Origin of the sequence: Streptomyces sp. NBC_00425, assembly GCF_036030735.1 — a bacterium.
In the GTDB taxonomy this organism is placed as follows: Bacteria; Actinomycetota; Actinomycetes; order Streptomycetales; family Streptomycetaceae; genus Streptomyces.
The window spans coordinates 4,577,174-4,597,055 of record NZ_CP107928.1; the positions used below are offsets into that span (position 1 = coordinate 4,577,174).

Below are 19,882 nucleotides of genomic sequence, written 5' to 3' on the forward strand. Positions count from 1 at the left end.
CCGAAAGGAGCGATCCGTCCGGACGGTGGCCGCGGGCCGGGCCGGTCAGTCCTCGGACGTCGACCGAGCGGCCGTCGTCTTCGTCGCGGCGCTCGTCTTCGCCGTCGTCTTCTTCGCCGTCGTCTTCTTGGCGGCCGTCGTGGTCTTCTTGGCCGCGGCCTTCTTCGCCGGCGCGGCCTTCTTCGCGGTCGCCGTCTTCTTCGCCGGGGCCTTCTTCGCCGTCTTCTTGGCGGGCGTCTTGGCACGCTTCTCGGCGAGCAGCTCGTAGCCGCGCTCCGGGGTGATCTCCTCGACGCTGTCGCCGGAGCGCAGGGTCGCGTTGGTCTCCCCGTCGGTGACGTACGGGCCGAAGCGGCCGTCCTTGACGACGACGGGCTTTCCGCTGACCGGGTCTGCGCCCAGCTCCTTCAGCGGCGGCTTGGCGGCGGCCCGGCCGCGCTGCTTGGGCTGGGAGTAGATCTCCAGCGCCTCTTCGAGGGTGATCGTGAAGAGCTGGTCCTCGGTCTGCAGCGACCGCGAGTCCGTGCCCTTCTTCAGGTACGGGCCGTAGCGGCCGTTCTGCGCGGTGATCTCCTGACCCTCCGCGTCCGCGCCGACGACACGCGGCAGGGACATCAGCTTGAGGGCCTCCTCCAGCGTCACGGTGTCCGGCGACATCGTCTTGAACAGTGAGGCCGTACGCGGCTTCACGGCGTTCTTGCCGGTCTTCGGGGTGCCCTCCGGGAGCACCTCGGTGACGTACGGGCCGTAGCGGCCCTTCCTGGCGACGATCTGGTGACCCGTCGCCGGGTCGGCGCCCAGTTCGAAGTCACCGCTCGGCGCGGCGAGGAGTTCCTCGGCCATCTCGAGGGTCAGCTCGTCGGGCGCCAGCTCTTCGGCGATGTCCGCCCGCTGGTGGCCCTCCTCGCCCTTCTCCCCGCGCTCGATGTAGGGGCCGAAGCGGCCGACCCGCAGCATGACGCCGTTGCCGACGGGGAACGACGACACCTCGCGCGCGTCGATCGCGCCCAGGTCGGTGACCAGTTCCTTGAGGCCGCCGAGGTGGTCCCCGTCGCCGTTGCCGGCGTCGGCGGCCCGGCCCTCGGCCGCGCCCTCGCCGAAGTAGAACCTCTTCAGCCACGGCACGGACTGCGCCTCGCCGTTGGCGATGCGGTCGAGGTCGTCCTCCATCTTGGCGGTGAAGTCGTAGTCGACGAGCCGCCCGAAGTGCTTCTCCAGGAGGTTGACCACGGCGAAGGACAGGAAGGACGGGACGAGCGCCGTGCCCTTCTTGAAGACGTAGCCGCGGTCGAGGATCGTGCCGATGATCGACGCGTACGTGGACGGCCGGCCGATCTCGCGCTCTTCGAGCTCCTTGACCAGGCTGGCCTCGGTGTAGCGGGCCGGGGGCTTGGTGGCGTGCCCGTCGACCGTGATCTGTTCGGCGGACAGCGGGTCGCCCTCGGTGACCTGGGGCAGCCGCCGCTCGCGGTCGTCCAGCTCGGCGTTCGGGTCGTCGGCGCCTTCGACGTAGGCCTTGAGGAAGCCGTGGAAGGTGATCGTCTTGCCCGAGGCGCTGAACTCGACGTCCCGGCCGTCGGCCGCGGTGCCGCCGATCTTGACGGTGACGCTGTTGCCGGTGGCGTCCTTCATCTGCGAGGCGACGGTCCGCTTCCAGATCAGCTCGTACAGCCTGAACTGGTCGCCGGCCAGGCCCGTCTCGGCGGGGGTGCGGAAACGATCACCCGAGGGGCGGATCGCCTCGTGCGCCTCCTGCGCGTTCTTGACCTTCGCCGCGTACGTGCGCGGCTGGGCCGGCAGATAGTCGGCCCCGTACAGCTGCGTGACCTGGGCGCGGGCCGCGGAGACGGCCGTGTCGCTCAGCGTCGTGGAGTCCGTACGCATGTACGTGATGTAGCCGTTCTCGTACAGCTTCTGCGCGACCTGCATCGTGGCCTTCGCGCCGAAGCCCAGCTTGCGGCTGGCCTCCTGCTGCAGGGTCGTCGTACGGAAGGGGGCGTACGGCGAGCGGCGGTACGGCTTCGACTCGACCGAGCGCACGGAGAAGCGCGTGTCCTCCAGGGCGGCGGCCAGGGCGCGGGCGTTCGCCTCGTCGAGCGGGAGGGTGTTCGCGCTCTTGAGCTGTCCCAGGGAGTCGAAGTCGCGGCCCTGCGCGACGCGCCTGCCGTCGACGGACTGGAGGCGGGCGACCAGCGACGACGGGTCCGACGGGTCGCCGGCGCGGCCGGTCGCGAAGGCGCCCGTCAGGTCCCAGTACTCAGCGGAACGAAACGCGATGCGCTCGCGTTCCCGCTCGACGACGAGACGCGTGGCGACGGACTGGACACGCCCGGCCGACAGGCGCGGCATGACCTTCTTCCACAGGACCGGCGAGACCTCGTAGCCGTAGAGACGGTCGAGGATGCGGCGGGTCTCCTGGGCGTCGACGAGCTTCTGGTTCAACTGGCGCGGGTTGGCGACGGCGGCCCGGATCGCGTCCTTGGTGATCTCGTGGAACACCATCCGCTTGACCGGGATCTTCGGCTTGAGGACTTCCTGGAGGTGCCAGGCGATCGCCTCGCCCTCGCGGTCCTCATCGGTGGCGAGGAAGAGCTCGTCGGACTCCTTCAGCAGGTCCTTGAGCTTCTTGACCTGCGCCCGCTTGTCGGCGTTGACCACATAGATCGGCTGGAAGTCGTGTTCGACGTCCACACCGAGACGGCGGACCTCGCCCGTGTACTGGTCCGGCACCTCCGCGGCGCCGTTGGGAAGGTCGCGGATGTGCCCGACGCTGGCCTCGACGATATAGCCGGGGCCGAGATAACCCTTGATCGTCTTCGCCTTGGCAGGCGACTCGACGATCACGAGTCGGCGGCCGCCCTGTGCGGTCTCGCTGGTCGGGGACAACTTCGCTCTTCTCTCCGGTCGAGGCTGGGGCCTCCCCAGGCCTTGCTCCCGGGGTCGGGTCATGGGGACGCTGCGGAGTGTGACGGTACATCCCGCCCCCGTGTCAAACGGGAAAAGCCCGCAACGGCCACTCGAACGGTAACCCGACTACCGCCATTCCTGCCGCCCGGAGTGCCGACCGGCCCTTTTCCGTACGCCGCAGGGCGCCCTCCCCCTGGTCGGCGTGAGCACCCTCACGCCGGCCGAACGCGCGTGCGGCGAGAACGAGTCACAGGCGGGCCAGGCACCAGACGCCGACCGCGAGTGCCGCACACGAAGCCAGCAGGGCCAGAGCCGCCGATGCGACAGGGCTCACACCATGGGCCACGGGTTGCCGTTGCCCCACCCTGACCGCGGTCCATACCAGCAGGCCGCCCCCGAACAGGGCGAACACCATTCCCGCGAAGATCATCGACACACTCTCCATGGTCGCCTCCGCCCCCTCTTCTGCCCGTGCCTGCTCACGCCTGCCCGTGTCCGTCCCGGCCCCGGCCCGGACGTTGTCACGCGCGGGCGGCGATCCGGCGAACCCGAGGTGAACGCCCGGACTACGCGCGGGGCGAACACCGCATCACCGGGGCAGGAGGGAACAGAGCCGGCGAGGAGAGGGGCAGGCAAGCAGGCAGGCACGGTCGGAGCCACGGAGGCGCGGGGCCACCGGGATGTGCAGGCCGCGGAGCCGCCGAGGCGTTCGGTGGGCGCTCGTGACCGGCGGCGCCGGGACCGGTCCGTCCCGAGGAGGTACGGCGGCGTCCCCCACACCGGACTGAGGCGAAATCCGGCCGCTCGACGGCGTCACTGCGTCGGTTCGAGGAACCCCTGCTCCACCAGCAGGCGGATCTGGGCCGGAGTGCGGTCCCGCAGCCGCACCGGGTCCTCGCCCACCAGCTGGGCGATCGCGTCGAGAATGCGGCCGGCGCTCAGCGAGCCGTCGCACACGCCCGCGAAGCCCGCGCCGACCGTGTCGACCTTGGTCGCCCGGCGCATGCCGCGATGCTGGCGCAGCACCACGTGTTCCGGGTCCTCCGCGCCCGGGAGCCCCACCTGTTCCTGCACGATCTCCGCGACCAGCCTGAAGTGACCGGCGAGCAGAGCCGCGTCATCGTGCGCACGCAGGTAGTCGAGCCGCTCGAAGTGCGCCAGGACCGCGTCGCCGAGCGGCTGTTCCACCGGGTGCGGCCACTCCTCCACGGTGATCACGGGCTCCGCGGCCGACGTCCTGCGGAGCGTGATCCAGCCGAAGCCGACGGCCTTCACCTTGCGCGCCTCGAACTCGTCCAGCCAGGCGTCGTAGCGGGCCTGGTACTCGGCCGGGTCGCTGCGGTGGTCACCGGCGTCCCTCAGCCAGAGTTCGGCGTACTGCGTGACGTCCTGCACCTCGCGCTGCACGATCCACGCGTCGCACCCACGGGGCACCCACGACCTGAGCCTGTCCTGCCAGTCCTCCCCTTCCACGTGCTGCCAGTTGGCGAGGAACTGCGCGAACCCGCCCTCGTTCAGCCGTTCCCCCGCCCCTTGAACGAGCGAGCGGCACAGATCGTCCCCGCCCATCCCGCCGTCCCGATAGGTCAGCCGGGCGCCCGGCGAGATCACGAACGGCGGGTTCGACACGATCAGGTCGTAGGTCTCGTCTTCCCGGACCGGCTCGAAGAGCGAGCCCTCGCGCAGCTCGGCCGCCGGGGCGTCGGACAGCGCGAGGGTGAGGGCGGTGATGTGCAACGCGCGCGGATTGAGGTCGGTCGCCGTCACGCGTGTGGCGTGCCGGGCGGCGTGCAGCGCCTGGATGCCCGAGCCGGCGCCCAGGTCGAGCGCGGCCGAGACGGGCCTGCGCACGGTGATGCCGGCGAGGGTCGTCGACGCGCCTCCGACACCGAGGACGACGCCTTCGTCGGTGCTGCCGATACCGCCGGCGCCGCCGACCGCGCACCCGAGGTCGGACACGATGAACCAGTCCTCGCCGTCCGGGCCGCCGTACGGCCGCACATCGACGGTCGCGGCCATCTCGTCCCCGCCCGTGGGGACCAGCCAGCCGCTCTCCACGCACGCGCCTACCGGCAGGAATTCCGCCACGCGCGCGTGCGGGACCGGTTGCTGGAGCAGGAAGAGGCGCACGAGCGTCTCCAGCGGGGTGTCCCCGCGGGTCGCGCGCAGCGCCGGCACGGTCTCGCTGCGGGCCAGGGCCGCGTAGGCGGGGGCGCCGAGCAGGTCGAGCAGACCGTCCGCGGTGAAGGAGGCCGCGAGCAGGGCCTCCCGCAGCCGGGCGGCGACGTCGCGGCGGTCGGCGGAGGGCAGGGGAGACAGGGTGGCGTTACTCACGCCCCCATTGTCTCCCGTCGCCCCCGGGGCCGCTCCCGGCCCCGGCCGCTCTGTTCGCGCCCGCTCAGCTCTTCGTCGCGCGGGCCGAGGCGGAGGCTGCCACCTTCTTGCAGCTGTCCTGCTTGGCCATGGCGTCCTTGACGTCGCCCTGCTCGAGGTTCTTCAGCGCGGTGTTGCCGCTCTTGCTGAGCTGGCCGAGATCGGTGGCGATGTCCTGCAGACCGTCGGCGAACTTCCCCTGGTCCTTGGTGTCCAGGGCGTCGACCTGCTTCTTCAGGCCCGCGTAGGACGTCGAGAGGGTCGTGAGCGCCGCGACGGCGTCCTTCTGCTTCTTCTCGCCGTTGTCGACGCCGGGCGGCGTTCCCGCCTTCTGGACGGCCTGCGCGAGCGCGCTGTAGGCGTCGGACATGTCCTGGAAGGCCTTCGAGTCGGTCTTCTGGACGTTCACCGGAGCGTTGTTGTCCGTGGCGGCCTGCTTGATCGCGGCGTTGGCCGCGTCGACCTTGGCGTCCTGCGCGGGCAGCGCGTCGCAGACCTGCTTGGCCCAGGCGTCGAGCTCCTTGTTGCCTTCGTCGCTGCTGCATCCGGACAGCGCCAGTACCAGTACCGCACCGCCGGACAGTGCGGCCGTGAGCTTCTTGTTCACCGGTTTGGTTCCTTCCATGGCTCTCGGCCCCGGAACATACACGGCAACCGGGCGACAACCCCAGAACGAATGACCGTTATAAAAGCTTGTGCACCATTTACACCAAGAGAGAGAAGGCTCACGGCCGGCTCACACCGACGACACAGCGGGCGGGCGACGCGTCAACCCGCGTCGTCCGCCCGCCCCTTGAACTGGGCTCCGGTGTGCCGCGCTAGGAAACCACCGCCGGATCGGCCGACTTGGACGCGCTGCCGGCGTTGTTCTCTTCGTCACCCATGGCGATGCCTCGCCGTTTGGAGACGTACACCGCGACCACGATGACGAGGAGCGAGAGGAGCGCGATCACGATCCGCACACCGATGCTCTTGTCGTCGCCGTAGCTGAACTTGATCACTGCGGGCGCGATGAGGAGCGCGACGAGGTTCATGACCTTCAGCAGCGGGTTGATCGCGGGGCCGGCGGTGTCCTTGAACGGGTCGCCGACCGTGTCACCGATCACCGTCGCCGCGTGCGCCTCGCTGCCCTTGCCGCCGTAGTGGCCGTCCTCTACCAGTTTCTTGGCGTTGTCCCACGCGCCCCCGGAGTTGGCGAGGAAGACGGCCATCAGCGTGCCGGAGCCGATCGCGCCCGCCAGGAACGCGCCCAGCGCCCCGACCCCGAGGGTGAACCCGATGAAGATGGGCGCCAGCACGGCGAGCAGTCCGGGTGTGGCCAGCTCACGCAACGCGTCCCGGGTGCAGATGTCGACGACCTTGCCGTACTCCGGTTCCTCGCTGTAGTCCATGATCCCGGGGTGCTCGCGGAACTGCCGCCGCACCTCGAACACCACGGCGCCGGCCGACCGCGACACCGCGTTGATCGCCAGCCCCGAGAAGAGGAAGACGACCGCCGCGCCCGCGATGAGCCCGACGAGGTTGTTGGGCTGCGAGATGTCCATCATCAGGGTCATCGGCGCGCCCGCCCCGGACAGTTTCTCGCCCACGTCCTGCGCGCCGGTCGTGATCGCGTCCCGGTACGACCCGAAGAGCGCCGACGCCGCGAGGACGGCAGTGGCGATGGCGATGCCCTTGGTGATCGCCTTGGTGGTGTTGCCGACGGCGTCCAGGTTGGTGAGCACCTGCGCGCCCGCGCCCTCGACGTCACCGGACATCTCGGCGATGCCCTGCGCGTTGTCGGAGACGGGCCCGAAGGTGTCCATGGCCACGATCACACCCACCGTGGTGAGCAGACCGGTGCCGGCCAGCGCCACCGCGAACAGCGCCAGCATGATCGACGTACCGCCCAGCAGGAACGCGCCGTACACGCCGAGGCCGATCAACAGGGCGGTGTAGACGGCCGATTCGAGACCGACGGAGATTCCGGCGAGGACCACGGTGGCCGGGCCCGTCAGCGACGACTTGCCGATGTCGCGCACCGGTCGGCGGTTGGTCTCCGTGAAATAGCCCGTCAACTGCTGGATGACGGCCGCCAGAAGGATGCCGATCGCCACCGCGACGAGCGCGAGGAGGCGCGGGTCGCCGCTCTTGCCCTGGATCGCCGCGTCGGTGACCCCGTCGAGGTCGGCGTACGTGCCGGGGAGATAGAGGAAGACGGCCACGGCGACCAGCGCGAGCGAGATCGTCGCCGAGATGAAGAAGCCCCGGTTGATCGCCGACATGCCGCTTCGGTCGGACCGGCGCGGGGCGACCGCGAAGATCCCGACCATGGCCGTGAGCACGCCGATCGCGGGCACGAGCAGCGGGAAGGCGAGTCCGGCGTCGCCGAAGGCCGCCTTGCCCAGGATCAGCGCGGCCACCAGGGTCACCGCGTACGACTCGAAGAGGTCGGCCGCCATGCCCGCACAGTCGCCGACGTTGTCGCCCACGTTGTCGGCGATGGTCGCGGCATTGCGCGGGTCGTCCTCCGGAATGCCCTGCTCGACCTTTCCGACCAGGTCGGCGCCGACGTCGGCGGCCTTGGTGAAGATGCCGCCGCCGACCCTCATGAACATGGCGATGAGGGCGGCGCCGAGTCCGAATCCCTCCAGCACCTTCGGCGCGTCGGCCGCGTACACCAGCACCACGCAGGCCGCGCCGAGCAGGCCGAGCCCCACCGTGAACATGCCGACGACGCCGCCCGTACGAAATGCGATCTTCATTGCCTTGTGCGAGACGGCGGTGAGATCCTTTTCCGGTTCGCCTTCCGCCGGAGTCGCTTCCCGTGCCGCCGCGGCGACACGTACGTTGCTGCGCACGGCGAGCCACATACCGATATAGCCGGTGGCCGCCGAGAACGCCGCTCCGATCAAGAAGAACGCCGATCGGCCGGCCCGCTGACTCCAGTCGTCCGCGGGCAGCAGCATGAGCAGGAAGAAAACGACGACGGCGAATACGCCGAGTGTGCGCAGCTGCCGGGCCAGATAGGCGTTGGCGCCCTCCTGGACCGCCGCCGCGATCTTCTTCATGCTGTCGGTGCCTTCGCCGGCCGCGAGGACCTGGCGCAGCAGTACGCCCGCGACCACGAGGGCGGCCAACGCCACGACCGCGATGACCACCACCAGGAGGCGGTTGCCGTCGGTCAGCTCCGCGGCTGCGAGGGTAGTCGGGTGATCCAACGGATGAGAGGTGGGAAGCCCCGCCATTCGTCCTCCTTGACGCTTGGGCTGAGCTCAAGATGTGGACGGATTGTAGGTACCGGAACCTGATCAAAACAGTGTCCGGCAAACGAAATTCGCCTTTTCGTCAAGTAATGCCTTAAAGGCATTGATCGTGAATTGCTTCACGAATTGCAGTCGATTTAGGTCGCCGCATGATTCACTTCTCGTGACTGACTTCTCATGATTCACTCGCGAGATCACTGCAAGCATGCACGACTACCCAGGTCCGCGCATGCCAAAGGGCCCCACCGGAGTGGGGCCCTTCAGGAAAAACCCGAACGCTGTGGACGGCTCAGGTCAGCGTGGCCGTCACCGCAGCCGACGGCCAGGTCATACGGATCTGCCCGCCGTGCTCTCCGGCGGTGACCTCCACGTCGTCCACGAGGCCGCTGATGACCGCGAGGCCCATCTCGTCCTCCTCGGCCTCCACGTCGCCGCCGGAACCGGGAGCCCGGTCTCCGGGCGCCGTACGCGGCGCCTCGTCGCCGACCTCGATGGAGAACTGTTTCTCCTCCTCGATCAACAGCACCTTCACGGGCGCGGTGATACCGCCCGTCTGGTGCAGTCCGACGGCGCGGGAGCAGGCCTCACCGACGGCGAGCCGCACCTCGTCGAGAACGGCCTCGTCCACCCCGGCCCTGCGCGCCACCGCCGCCGCCACCAGTCGGGCGGTCCTGACGTGCTCGGGCAGCGCGCTGAAGCGGAGTTCAACGGTGGCCATGCGTCCCCCTCGGAACTACGGGCGTGCTGTCAGGGGGGCCGGGCCACCGAGGCCCGGACCCCCTACGTTGTTCGACCATCCGTGCCGGGCCGCGGGGGCCCGGCAGGGGTGGTCAGTCGGTGGCAGCGACCGCTTCGTCGACCGAGGTGTGAATGGGGAACACCTTGGTCAGACCAGTGATGCGGAAGATCTTCAAAATACGCTCCTGGTTGCATACCAGGCGGAGCGAGCCCTCATGGGCACGCACCCGCTTCAGTCCGCCCACCAGTACGCCGAGCCCGGTGGAGTCGAGGAAGTCCACGCCCTCCATGTCGACGACGAGGTGGAAATTCCCGTCGTTCACCAGCTCGACCAGCTGCTCGCGCAACTTGAGCGCGGTATATACGTCGATTTCGCCACCGACCTCGACGACCGTACGATCGCCGACGGTACGGGTCGACAGGGACAGGTCCACGGATCCTCCAGCACCTTGCTATCGAGCGGTCGTCCCTCGGAACACCTGAACAGGAGCCCCCGGGACGGTACGCCAGCCGCGATGGCATTCAATCACTTACCGGCAGGCGTGCACGACGCCTTGGCTCCATTGTCCGTCACGCCAGTGACACACTCGGTGCCGATGGCCAATAATCTCCGATCCGATCGGTCCTCGCCCGAGACCGCGCCCCGCCTGTCTCCGGGCGCTGTCCTCGACCGGCTCGCCCCCGGACCGAGCCGGGCGTCGCGCATCACTCATACGGAGCACTTGCCCCCGCGTGCGGGCCGCCATGCCGTCTGGCCCGACCGGATTCGTTCCGAGGTCGTCGCGGCCGTGCAGGCCTGCGGCATCGAGCACCCCTGGGCCCATCAGGCCCGGGCCGCCGAGCACGCCCTCGACGGCGACTGCGTGGTCGTCGCCACGGGCACCGCGTCCGGCAAGTCGCTGGCCTACCTCGTACCGGTCCTCTCGGCCCTCCTGGACGGCTCCGAGGCCCCCAACGGCCGCGGCGCCACCACCCTCTACCTGGCCCCCACCAAGGCCCTGGCGGCTGACCAGTGCCGCTCGGTGAAGGAACTCTCACAACCTCTCGGCAACGCCGTGCGGCCGGCCGTGTACGACGGCGACACGCCGTTCGAGGAACGGGAGTGGATCCGCCAGTACGCCAACTACGTCCTCACCAACCCGGACATGCTGCACCGGGGCATACTCCCGTCCCACCCCCGCTGGTCCTCCTTCCTGAAGTCGCTGAAGTACGTCGTCATCGACGAGTGCCACACCTACCGCGGCGTGTTCGGCTCGCACGTCGCCCAGGTGCTGCGGCGTCTGCGCCGTCTGTGCGCCCGCTACGGCGCCTCCCCGGTCTTCCTGCTGGCCTCCGCGACCGCGGCCGACCCGGCCGTCGCCGCAGGCCGGCTCACCGGCCTCCCGGTGGTCGAGATCGCCGACGACGCCTCCCCCCGGGGGGAACTGGTGTTCGCGCTCTGGGAGCCGCCGCTCACCGAGATGGTGGGCGAGAAAGGTGCACCCGTCCGGCGTACGGCCACCGCCGAGACAGCCGACCTGCTGACCGACCTCGCCGTCCAGGGCGTGCGCACCGTCGCCTTCGTCCGCTCCCGGCGCGGCGCCGAGCTGATCTCCGTGATCGCCCAGGAACGTCTCGCCGAGGTCGACCGCTCGCTCGCCCGGCGTGTCGCCGCCTACCGCGGCGGCTACCTGCCCGAGGAGCGCCGCGCCCTGGAACAGGCCCTCCACTCGGGCGAGCTCCTCGGTCTCGCCGCGACCACCGCCCTGGAACTCGGCATCGACGTCTCCGGACTCGACGCCGTCCTGATCGCCGGCTACCCGGGCACGCGCGCCTCCCTGTGGCAGCAGGCCGGCCGGGCGGGCCGCGCAGGCCAGGGCGCGCTGGCCGTGCTCATCGCCCGCGACGACCCCCTGGACACCTTTCTCGTCCACCATCCGGAGGCGCTGTTCGACCGTCCGGTGGAGTCGACGGTCCTCGACCCCGACAACCCGTACGTTCTCGCCCCGCACCTGTGCGCGGCGGCCGCCGAGCTGCCGCTGACCGACGAGGACCTGCCGCTGTTCGGCCCCGAGACCGAAGGCCTGCTGCCGCAACTGGAGGCCGCGAAGTTGCTGCGCCGCCGGACGAAGGCCTGGCACTGGACCCGCCGTGAACGGGCCGCCGACCTGGCGGACATCCGCGGGCAGGGCGGTCGCCCGGTCCAGATCGTCGAGGACGGCACGGGCCGACTGCTCGGCACGGTCGACGCCGGGGCCTCCCACACCACCGTCCACGAGGGCGCCGTCCACCTCCACCAGGGCCGCACGTATCTCGTGCGCTCCCTGGACCTGGACGACTCCGTCGCCCTGGTCGAGGAGGCCAACCCGCCGTACTCGACGGTCGCCCGCGACACGACGTCGATCTCCGTCCTGGAGACGGACGTCGAAGTCCCCTGGGGTCAGGGACGGTTGTGCTATGGCTCGGTCGAAGTCACCAACCAGGTCGTCTCCTTCCTCCGGCGGCGCGTCATCACCGGGGAGGTTCTGGGCGAGTCGAAGCTCGACCTCCCTCCCCGTACGCTGCGCACGCGCGCTGTGTGGTGGACCGTCACCGACGATCAGCTGGACGCGGCGCGGATCAACCCCGAGATCCTCGGCGGGGCCCTGCACGCCGCCGAACACGCGTCGATCGGCATGCTGCCGCTCTTCGCGACCTGCGACCGCTGGGACATCGGCGGCGTGTCGGTGCCGCTCCATCCCGACACGCTGCTGCCGACGGTCTTCGTCTACGACGGCCATCCCGGCGGCGCGGGCTTCGCGGAGCGTGCCTTCCACACCGCCCGTGCCTGGCTGACCGCGACCCGCCAGGCCATCGCGTCCTGCGAGTGCGACGCCGGTTGCCCGTCGTGCATCCAGTCCCCCAAGTGCGGCAACGGCAACGATCCGCTGCACAAGAGAGGCGCGGTCCGCCTCCTCACGGAACTCCTGCGGGAGGCTCCGCAGGAGAAGCCCGAACCGAGCTCGCAGGAGCCGGCGGAACCGGCCGTGGAGCCGATGGCAGCACCGGCCGTGGAGCCGATGGCAGCACCGGCCGCGCAGGAGGAAGCGAAGGAGCGTCCGCAAGCGGAGCGTGACGTGCGTCGGCAAGCGGAGCCGGAGATGTCCGGGGCGGTTGAGGCGCCGGACGCGCCGCCTCCTCCGGCGGTCCCGCCCGCGCCCTGACCTCGGCCACGAAGGGTCCGTGTCCCGAGGCCGCCGTCACGTCCGAGATCCGGCCGATCACGGAACACCGCACCAGTCGCGCGCGCTGTGCCCGGGCCACGCTGTCCGCCCGGGCACAGGCCCGGGCGGCGCCGCCCGACCAGTGGTCGGCGGCCGCGAGCGCCGCGAGGTCGGCGCCGCCCGCGGCCCGGTGTCGGCTCGTCACGGCCTGCCCGAGGGCTAGTACCGCGCCGAACACCACGCACAGCACGGCGATCGCACCGACGCTCCAGACGGTGGCGGAGCCGCGATCTCCTCCGCCGCGGCGGCCGGCCGGGAGACGCCGGAGGCGAGCCCGGCCCCCACCGGCGCGGCAGAGGCACCCGCCGATGCTTTCCCACAGGCCACGGAGATGGCCCCTTCCCCCTTCTCCGAGCCCCCGAAGGCCTCTCCTGCCTTCTCCGGCGCCGTGAAGACGGTTCGGGCCTTGCCCTACGCCATGAAGACGGTTCGGGCCTTCTCCGACGTCATGACGACGATTCGGGCCCTGTCCGACGTCAGGGAGACCCATCGCGCCTCCTCCGAGATCACGATGGCCCCTCCCGTCCTCTCCAAGGCGGCTCAGGCGGCTCATGACTCCGGCTCCGCGTCCGGGGCCGCCCCTGAGCCGTCGGGCAGCCCGCCTCCGACGCTCCATGGGGCCCCTGGGGCCTCTGCGCCTCCTTCGTCGCCCACGGCCTCCTCCGCGGCGGCCACGGCCTCCTCCCGTACCTCGAAGGGCAACCCGCGCAGCCCTGGCGGCTTCGCCACGACGACCACGCGAACCTGGTCACCCTCCCTGCCGACGGTCACCCGCGCCCCGCGCGGCGCCGTGGCGCGGGCCACCTCGAGCACCGCGGCAGCGGGATCCTGCCGGGCCGCGGCCCTGGCGCCAGCCCTGGCCGCGTCCACGCACTGGATCTGGGCGGACATGGCGAGCAGCCCCCAGACCAGCCCCATCGCGAAAACCACCAGTACCGGCAGCACCACCGCCGACTCCGCCGTCACGAACCCGCGGTCCCCGCGACCCCGCTGCCACCGGTACCCACGCGCGAGCCGGTCTCCGTGCCTACGCGCCCGCACTGAGCGCCCGTTTCACGAGCGCCTGCAGTTGCTCCGCGACCACATCGCTCGTCACCACCTGATAGAGGAGCACCGCGAAGCCGACGGCCGCCACGATTCCCATCGCGTACTCGGACGTCACCATTCCCGCGTCCCGCCGTGGGCCCTGCGCCCCGCGCACCAGGGCGAGCAGCCCGGCCCTCACCGTCCGTACCACCCGTGCCGTCGTCTTGCTCATTTCAACCCCCGTGATTCCCGGTGCAGTTCGGCTGAGCCCCATTCGGTTGAGCTCAGTCCAGTCCAGTTCAGTCCAGCTCTGTCGGTCTCTTGTCGTCCGGCCGCTCATGCGCGTCACGTCGTCATGGCCCACCTCCTCCCAGGACCCCGCCCGCCAGTCCGAGCACGGTGGGCAGCACCCCGACCGCGATGAAGGCGGGAAGGAAGCACAACCCCACGGGCGCGGTGACCATGACGGCCGCCCGCCGAGCCCGAGCCGTCGCCGCGCGCGCCCAGCCGGCCCGGGTGTCTGCGGCGAGCCGGGCGACAGGTGCGGCGGCCGGCAGACCCGACACGTCAGCCCGCTCCAGCAGCCCGGCCAGCGCTGCCGCGCCGGGCGTCGAGGCCAACCTCCGCCAGGCGGTTCCCGGTTCGCCGCCCAGCCGCACTTCGGCCGCGCCGCGCGCCAGCCCGTTCCCGACGGGACCGCCCAGGGCCTCACCGACCGCCTGGGCCGCGATCACGGGTCCGGCCCCCGCCGCGATGCACGCGGCCAGCAGATCCGCGGCGAGCGGGAGTTGCCGTGCGGCGAGCCCGGCGTCGTCCCCGCTCGCCGTGCCCCTGGGCCGCTGCCGACGGCGCCACCGCCCCAGGCCCACCGCGCCCGTCAGCCCCAGGGCGAGACCTGTGACACCGCCGAGCGCCACCCATCCGGCGCCCACCACGAGCACTTCGGGGAGCCACCGCCCTACGACCTCGCGGGGGCCGGGACGCCGTCCGCCCGACGTCGACTCGAACGCCGTACCCGACGCCGCGTCCGCACGCAGCAGCCGGGCCAGCCGCCGGCGGGCCAGGCGCTCGCGCCGTATCGTCGCCAGCCGCCGCACCGACCACCACAGGGCCGCCGCAATCCCCACGGCCACCCCCAGCCTGTGGAAAACTTCCCCGCTCATGGCCGCCCCGTCCACATCGCCCGTCTCCCGTGACCGCGGTTCGGATTCCCACGCCGTGTCTCGCTCACGTCGCCTCCGCCGTGCGCACGATCCGCAGCGCCCACCACGCCCCGGCCCCCTCCAGCACTCCGCCGACGAGCAGGCAGCCCAACCCCGCTCCGGTGTGCAGCAGGACGTGCAGGGGGTCGGCGCCGAGCGCGGCGCCCAGCAGCAGTCCCAGGACCGGCAGGCCGGCGAGCATCACCACCGTGGCGCGGGGTCCAGCCAACTGGGCTCGCAGATCGGCACGTTGGTCCCGCTCCGCTCGCAACGCGGCTTCCAGACGGTCGAGTCCGGCCGCGAGGCCCGCGCCCTGGTCCACGGCCACCCGCCAACACGCGGCGAGTCCCAGCAGCCCCTCGGCTCCCGGTGACCGCGCGGCGAGCGCCAGGGCCCGGGGCACGTCGCCGCCGAACCGCGCCGCCGCCAGCACCATGGGCTGTGCCTCGCCCAGCCCGCCCGTGTTCCGCGCGGCCCACTGCAACGCCTCCCCGGGCTGCCGACCCGCGAGCACCTCCCCCGCGAGAGCGGCGCACAGCGCGATCACCGCATCGCCTCGCCTTTCCCCGGCCCGCCTCGTCTCGGCGGCCCGCCGCGCCCGGCGCAGCAGGGGCACTCCGGCCGCCCCCGCGACGACCGGCAGTGCCGAGCCGCCCAGCAGCCCGAGGATCAGACCGGCGACCGGCGCCCACCATTCGGGCCGCCACCGCCCCTGGATCCTGCGCAGGTCGCCGGCCAGGCGCCGCCAGGTCGTGGGCGGCCCGCTGCCGACCACTCCGCCTCCGGCGAGCAGCAACTGCGCCCTCCTGGCCCCCGCGTACGGTCCGCCCGTCAGCCAGGCCGCCGCCCCGGCACAGGCCACGGCAGCAGCCATGGGCATCTCACTCATCACACCCGCCCACCCCTTCGTCGCTCGTCACAGCCCTCTCCTCTCCCTCACCCGTCACGGGTCCCTGCCTTTCCTCACCCGTCACCGGCCCAAGCCCGCTGCTCTCCCCATTGGTCACAGGCACCTGCTCTCCCTCCCTGGTCGCGGGCCTCCGCGTTCCCTCATCCCTCACCCCGCCCTGCGCTGCACCCCCTTCATCTCCGCCCTCGGCCACACCGCATCGCGCCCCTCCGACCTCGCCCAACCGCATCGCGCCCCTTCGCCCTCCTCCACGCCTCATCCCGCCCATTCGTCGTCCTCCTCGGTCCGCAGCAGCTCCCGCAGCCGCTCCCATCCCCGCTCGCGGGCGAAGGCCTCGGGCGTCCAGCGCAGTGCCGGCACGGTCCGCACCAATCCGGACGGGTCCCGCTCCAGCACGTGCACCTCCGCGATCCGCCGTCGGCCTGCCGGGTCACGCGCCAGGTGCAGGACCACCGACAGCGCTGCCGCCAACTGGCTGTGCAGTGCGACCCGGTCGAGCCCGGCCGCCGTGCCGAGCGCCTCCAACCGGGCGGGGACATCACCGGCGGCGTTGGCGTGGACCGTGCCGCACCCGCCCTGGTGGCCGGTGTTGAGCGCGGCCAGCAGATCGACGACCTCCCGCCCCCGCACCTCGCCCACGACGAGGCGGTCGGGCCGCATCCGCAGGGCCTGGCGCACCAGGTCTTCGAGCGTGACGAGCCCCGCACCCTCCTGATTGGCGGGTCTGCTCTCCATACGGACCACGTGCGGGTGGTCCGGTCGCAGCTCCGCCGAGTCCTCCGCCAGGACGATCCGCTCCCCCGGCCCGACCAGGCCGAGGAGCGCACTCAGCAAGGTCGTCTTGCCGCTCCCCGTACCGCCGCTGACCAGGAAGGACAACCGTGCTCGCAGCAGGGCCCGCAGCACCCGGTCGCCACCCGGCGGGACCGTGCCGGCGGCCACGAGTTCCCCGAGCGTGAAAGCGCGGTGCCGTGCGACGCGCAGCGACAGGCAGGTGCAGCCGACGGCCACCGGGGGCAGCACCGCGTGCAGTCGCGTCCCGTCCGGCAGCCGGGCGTCGACCCATGGGCGGGCGTCGTCCAGCCGCCGTCCGGCCACCGCCGCGAGTCGCTGCGCGAGGCGTCGCACGGCCGCCGCGTCCGGGAAGGAGACACCGGTCGGTTCGAGGCCGCCGCCGCGGTCGACCCACACCCGGTCCGGCGCGGAGACCAGAACGTCCGTCACCCGGGGATCGGCCAGCAGCGGCTCCAGAGGGCCACTGCCGATCAGTTCGGAGCGCAGATGCTCGGCCGCCCCGAGGACCTCCGCGTCCCCGAGGACCCGGCCCTGTTCGCGGAGGGCCTGCGCCACGCGCGCGGGAGTGGGGTCTGCCCCGCTCTCGGCGAGCCATTGCCGTACGCCGTCCAGCAGCGCCCCGGCCTCTCTCGTCCGTTCGAGGCCGAGCGGCCCGCTCATGACCTGCCCGTCTCTGTCAGCGCCCGCTCCCAGAACTCCTTGCAGAAGCGGGCGAGGGGCCCCCGTGCGGTCGCACCCGGCGGCGCCTTCCCACCGTCCGGGCGCAGCAGGCCCGCCTCGACGGGCACCTCGCCGGCCAGCGGCAGCCCGAGCAGGCGGGACACCTCACCGTCGTCGAGCCCTGGTCCGTAGGGGCCGCGGACCGCCACCCGCAGGTCGCGCAGCACCATGCCGACGGCGGAGGCCACGCGCCCGGCCGCGGCGACGGCACGCAGTTCGGCGGGGACCACGAGGAGACCCAGGTCGAGTTGGGCCAGCACCTCGGCGCCCGAGTCGTCGATGCGGCGTGGCAGGTCGACGACCACCGTGCCGCCCCTGCGGCGGGCCGCCGCGAGCACCGCTCGCACAGCTTGGGGCGCGATGGCCACGCAGTCGCCTCGGTCCCAGCTCAGGACGCTCAATGCGTGCAGCCGGGGCAGCGACTCCTCCAAGGCGCCGCCGCCGACTCGCCCCCGTGAGGCGGCGAAGGCGGGCCAGCGCAGGCCTTCGGCGCTCTCGCCGCCGAGGAGCACGTCGAGTCCACCGCCCAGCGGGTCGGCGTCCACCAGCAGTGTGCGCAGCCCTTCGCGTGCCGAGGTGACGGCGAGGGCGCAGGCGAGCGTGGACGCTCCGGCGCCGCCGCGGCCGCCGATCACACCGACGGTGAGGGCGGGCCGGCCGATGCCCTCGGCGACGTCGGCGATGCGGTCGACCAGCCACTGCTCGCCGTCGGGAAGCATCAGGACGTGGTCTGCGCCGATCTCCACGGCGCGCTGCCACACCCCCGAGTCGTCCTGGTCGCGACCGACGAGGACCACCCCGCGTCGGCGGGCGGCCCCCCGCACGCGACGTGCCGCGTCGTCGCCGACCAGGACGAGCGGCGCGGACTCCCAACTGCCCCGGCGCTCCGGCGCAGAGTGGTGCACCTCCGGCGTGGCGCCGGCCGCGGCGCACAGGCGCAGCAGGTCGTCGAGGAGATCCGGGTCCTCCGTGACGATCAGAGGCTTGCCCGGCCGCCCAGCGGCGGTGGGCGGTGGTTCGTGCGTGACGGCTCCGGTCATGTTTTCCATCCCCCTTCACGGCGGGGTCGCGCAGTGTCAGCGGCCCCCTGATTCACCAATGCGCGGAGAACCGGAGTGCGGTCTCCGTATGAGCGGCCACCGGAAACCGGCAGCGGGCCACCGGCAAACGGAACCGACCGTGTGAAGTCGGCCCGAGCGGAGGCGTGGGAATCACGGTGCGACGAACCCGGAAATCGTGTGGATCTTGGTGGAAAACTGTGGACGGGTGGACAGTTGTGAATATCGCCGTCACCCAAACCGGTGAGCACGGCGCCATCTCCTGTGCGACTCCCGCAGAGCAGTCCGACGACTACGCACCGTGACGGTTCGGGGGCATGCGAAAGAGGCGGCCGCAGCCGCCTCGAGACGGCGCATCCGCCGCGTTCAGAAGGAGAAAACCCGCCCGGACATGCGACGACCCCCGCCGGGGGGGAGAGCGGGGGTCGTCTCCACGGCCGACTCGGGGGGGGAGGAGCCGGACCGGGTTAGCACGGTCGCGAACGATCCGTGACTTCCATGGTGTACCCGAGAGCCCTCTCAGGCAAACCCACGCGCCCACCTTACGCCGAATGGGCTGCCCCTATGCTCTTGGTTGTGGAAAACCACTCCTTGCCCCGCACAGCGGCCTTCTTTGACCTGGACAAGACGGTCATTGCGAAGTCGAGCACGCTCACCTTCAGCAAGTCCTTCTACCAAGGCGGGCTGATCAACCGTCGGGCGGCCTTGCGCACCGCATACGCCCAGTTCGTGTTCCTCGTCGGTGGCATGGACCACGACCAGATGGAACGGACTCGCGAGTACCTGTCCGCCCTCGTCCGCGGCTGGAACGTCCAGCAGGTGAAGGAGATCGTGGCCGAGACCCTGCACGACCTGATCGATCCGCTGATCTACGACGAGGCGGCCTCGCTGATCGAGGAGCACCACGTCGCCGGTCGCGACGTGGTGATCGTCTCCACGTCGGGCGCGGAGGTGGTCGAGCCGATCGGCGAGCTGCTCGGGGCGGACCGTGTGGTCGCCACCCGCATGGTCGTGGGCGAGGACGGCTGCTTCACCGGCGAGGTGGAGTACTACGCGTACGGCCCGACGAAGGCCGAGGCGGTCAAGGAGCTGGCCGTCTCCGAGGGCTACGACCTCTCCCGCTGCTACGCCTACAGCGACTCGGCGACCGATCTGCCGATGCTGCAGTCGGTCGGGCATCCGCACGCGGTGAACCCGGACCGGGCGTTGCGGCGTGAGGCAGTGGCGCGCGGATGGCCGATCCTCGACTTCCACCGGCCGGTGCGGCTCAAGCAGCGGATCCCCGCCTTCTCCGTGCCGCCTCGCCCGGCGCTCGTCGCCATGGCGGCCGTAGGAGCGGCGGCGGCCACCGCGGGCCTGGTCTGGTACGCCAGCAGGCGGCGGGCGGCGACGGTCTGAGGCTGGTGCCCGGCGGCGGCGACGGTCTGAGACGGGTGCCCGGCGGCGACGGTCCGAGGCGAGCGCCGAGCTCCGTCCGCAGCGATCGCCCCCGAATCGCGCCGCAATGACCGTTTCCTTGGAATTCACTGTTGTTTGAGAGTAAAAGTAAAGAACTGGTGCCAGGACTTCCGCTTGTCCGGGTCCTGGAGTACAAAGGACTCAACGGCCCGCGAGACCAAGGACATCCGAGAGGATCACCTTAATAACGCATTTGGCCCCACGGACC

Annotated in this window: 15 protein-coding genes and 1 pseudogene; 2 read left to right on the forward strand and 14 right to left on the reverse strand. The window is 71.5% G+C overall.

The window, feature by feature from the left end:
• Positions 1-45: 45 nt before the first annotated feature.
• The 7 genes from topA to bldG form a co-directional block, all read right to left on the reverse strand.
• Positions 46-2,886: a type I DNA topoisomerase gene (gene topA / locus OHS82_RS19575; RefSeq protein ID WP_328434217.1), complete on the reverse strand. Its 2,841-nt coding sequence runs from the start codon at positions 2,884-2,886 to the stop codon at positions 46-48.
• 268 nt (positions 2,887-3,154) lie between these two features.
• A complete protein-coding gene (locus tag OHS82_RS19580; protein ID WP_057577815.1) occupies positions 3,155-3,352 on the reverse strand; it encodes a hypothetical protein in 198 nt (65 codons plus the stop codon).
• 368 nt (positions 3,353-3,720) lie between these two features.
• Positions 3,721-5,241 (reverse strand): DUF7059 domain-containing protein, encoded by a 1,521-nt coding sequence (locus OHS82_RS19585; protein WP_057577816.1) that lies wholly within the window; start codon positions 5,239-5,241, stop codon positions 3,721-3,723.
• Positions 5,242-5,305: 64 nt separating this feature from the next.
• A complete protein-coding gene (locus OHS82_RS19590; protein ID WP_057577817.1) occupies positions 5,306-5,905 on the reverse strand; it encodes a hypothetical protein in 600 nt (199 codons plus the stop codon).
• Positions 5,906-6,098: 193 nt separating this feature from the next.
• On the reverse strand, positions 6,099-8,507 hold the full coding sequence (locus tag OHS82_RS19595; RefSeq protein WP_057577818.1) for a sodium-translocating pyrophosphatase: 2,409 nt from the start codon (positions 8,505-8,507) through the stop codon (positions 6,099-6,101).
• Between the two features lie 307 nt (positions 8,508-8,814).
• Positions 8,815-9,243, reverse strand: a complete 429-nt coding sequence (locus OHS82_RS19600; RefSeq protein ID WP_057577819.1) for an ATP-binding protein — start codon at positions 9,241-9,243, stop codon at positions 8,815-8,817.
• Between the two features lie 112 nt (positions 9,244-9,355).
• On the reverse strand, positions 9,356-9,697 hold the full coding sequence (gene bldG / locus OHS82_RS19605; protein ID WP_328434218.1) for an anti-sigma factor antagonist BldG: 342 nt from the start codon (positions 9,695-9,697) through the stop codon (positions 9,356-9,358).
• 81 nt (positions 9,698-9,778) lie between these two features.
• On the opposite strand from bldG, the gene OHS82_RS19610 reads away from it, so the two are divergent.
• Positions 9,779-12,445 carry a DEAD/DEAH box helicase gene (locus OHS82_RS19610; protein WP_242433101.1) on the forward strand — a complete coding sequence of 889 codons (2,667 nt, stop codon included), beginning with the start codon at positions 9,779-9,781 and terminating at the stop codon, positions 12,443-12,445.
• Here the strand turns inward: OHS82_RS19610 and OHS82_RS19615 are convergent.
• From OHS82_RS19615 to ssd, 7 genes and pseudogenes are all read right to left on the reverse strand, one after another.
• Positions 12,390-12,701 (reverse strand): annotated as a pseudogene (locus tag OHS82_RS19615) (Rv3654c family TadE-like protein); the annotation flags it as partial. The gene OHS82_RS19610 and the pseudogene OHS82_RS19615 sit on opposite strands and share 56 nt — an antisense overlap.
• 353 nt (positions 12,702-13,054) lie before the next feature.
• A complete protein-coding gene (locus tag OHS82_RS19620) occupies positions 13,055-13,471 on the reverse strand; it encodes a TadE family type IV pilus minor pilin (protein ID WP_079041203.1) in 417 nt (138 codons plus the stop codon).
• Between the two features lie 61 nt (positions 13,472-13,532).
• Positions 13,533-13,763, reverse strand: a complete 231-nt coding sequence (locus tag OHS82_RS19625) for a DUF4244 domain-containing protein (protein WP_057578123.1) — start codon at positions 13,761-13,763, stop codon at positions 13,533-13,535.
• Positions 13,764-13,884: 121 nt separating this feature from the next.
• Positions 13,885-14,694, reverse strand: coding sequence for a type II secretion system F family protein (locus OHS82_RS19630; RefSeq protein WP_328434219.1), 810 nt, complete (start codon positions 14,692-14,694; stop codon positions 13,885-13,887).
• 64 nt (positions 14,695-14,758) lie between these two features.
• Entirely contained in the window at positions 14,759-15,607 is an 849-nt protein-coding gene (locus tag OHS82_RS19635; protein ID WP_328434220.1) for a type II secretion system F family protein, read from the reverse strand.
• Between the two features lie 291 nt (positions 15,608-15,898).
• Entirely contained in the window at positions 15,899-17,098 is a 1,200-nt protein-coding gene (locus OHS82_RS19640; RefSeq protein WP_328434221.1) for a TadA family conjugal transfer-associated ATPase, read from the reverse strand.
• A complete protein-coding gene (ssd, locus tag OHS82_RS19645) occupies positions 17,095-18,198 on the reverse strand; it encodes a septum site-determining protein Ssd (protein ID WP_057577821.1) in 1,104 nt (367 codons plus the stop codon). The genes OHS82_RS19640 and ssd overlap by 4 nt, the downstream gene beginning before the upstream one ends.
• Positions 18,199-18,780: 582 nt before the next feature.
• Between ssd and OHS82_RS19650 the strand changes: the two genes are divergently transcribed.
• Positions 18,781-19,614 carry an HAD family hydrolase gene (locus OHS82_RS19650; protein WP_057577822.1) on the forward strand — a complete coding sequence of 278 codons (834 nt, stop codon included), beginning with the start codon at positions 18,781-18,783 and terminating at the stop codon, positions 19,612-19,614.
• Positions 19,615-19,882: the final 268 nt, after the last annotated feature.